General features: G+C 63.3%; 1 protein-coding gene. It reads right to left on the reverse strand.

What is annotated here, in order from left to right:
* Nucleotides 1-1,160, reverse strand: a 1,160-nt coding sequence (locus ACFU8Q_RS41515; protein WP_384465416.1) for a DUF6892 domain-containing protein, incomplete at its 3' end; no start/stop codon positions are given.
* Nucleotides 1,161-1,302: the final 142 nt, after the last annotated feature.

Consider the following 1,302-nt stretch of genomic DNA (forward strand, 5'->3'; position numbering starts at 1 on the left):
TCCGGAATGGGTCCAGCCTCCCCGTCGGGACTGAGGATCTCCCGTTCGGGCCAGCTTTCCGCGAAGGTCCACACATCGAAGGCGGGGGACAGCACATCCTGTTCATACATCAACTCATTGACGACAGCCAACTTGAAATTGAGGTGCTGGAAGGGGATACCGCTTTCTGTCGGTGCGGTGGTTCGCGCTGGGACGCGGTGGCTGTCCGCCAGAGCGCTGGCCAGGTCAGTCATCGCCGGCGTCGTCCGGCCCAGGTCGACCAGCATCTGAGGGATCAGCCGCCGGGTAGGAGCGCGACGCAGCGTCCCGATCAGGTCCACCCCACCGTCCTCGAAATCGAGCAGTGAATCGCGTACGAACGAGTCCAGTTGGGCATCGGACCAGTGTGTCGCCCGGGGCCGCAGGCACTCGCAGAGGTCGCTGAAGGTGATGAGGTCCTCCCTCAGCAGCAACTCTCCGAAGGTGAACGCGGAGTGGTCCGATACGTTCCCCCGGACCACAGCGGTGTCGATCAAGCGCGCCAAAACCACAGGGGGTCGTGGGTGTCGAAATGTGGCGAGAAATATGAAGTGGTCCAGATTGGTGTCCCTGGACACAAGTTGAGGCAGCACGTCGATGATCGAAGCCAGTGACTCCTCGTCCCGACCGGCATGGTTGACCGCCACACGCACGAGAGCATCTGCGTGTCGGCTTTGCTCAGGTGCCCTGTCGTCTACGTCGGGCTGACCGTCCGTCGCGATGGCCAAGGCACCCAGCAGGTTGAGTATTCGGGTGAGATGTGGGCGCAGCAAGGGAGCGTAGGACGCACGTTTCGGGTCATTGAGCAGCGTCGCAACCAGCCGTTCGAACGAGGCGGAGTCCCCGGGATCACCGAGGTCGTATCCGCACAGCATGTCCACCATGGCGCCGTACCAGAGAGCGGCAGCATCCGGTGTCTCGTGTGCCGCCGTGCGCCAGGCATGGTTCAAGGCGTGATGAAGCGAAGCCGCCTTACGTGGCGGCGCTTCGGCGACAGCGGTGTCCAGGCTGGCCAGAAGCGCCGGCAGGCACGCGCTACCGAATCGGTCAACACTTTCGGCCAGTTGGCGCGCACTGTTCAACCGCACCGCCGGGTCGCGGTCACGAAGCCGGTCGCTCAGCATTTCGATCACAGTTGGCATGACACGGACGGTACGACAGTGCACTGACATCACTACCAGGTGGTGGGGCGGGCGTCCGCCTATCCATGACCAAGGACTCCAAAAGGCCCGCGAGAGCCACGTACATAGCCTCCGCCCTTCACGCTGAGCAACGGGGAGGACT

The organism is Streptomyces sp. NPDC057543, from assembly GCF_042801895.1.
In the GTDB taxonomy this organism is placed as follows: domain Bacteria; phylum Actinomycetota; class Actinomycetes; order Streptomycetales; family Streptomycetaceae; genus Streptomyces.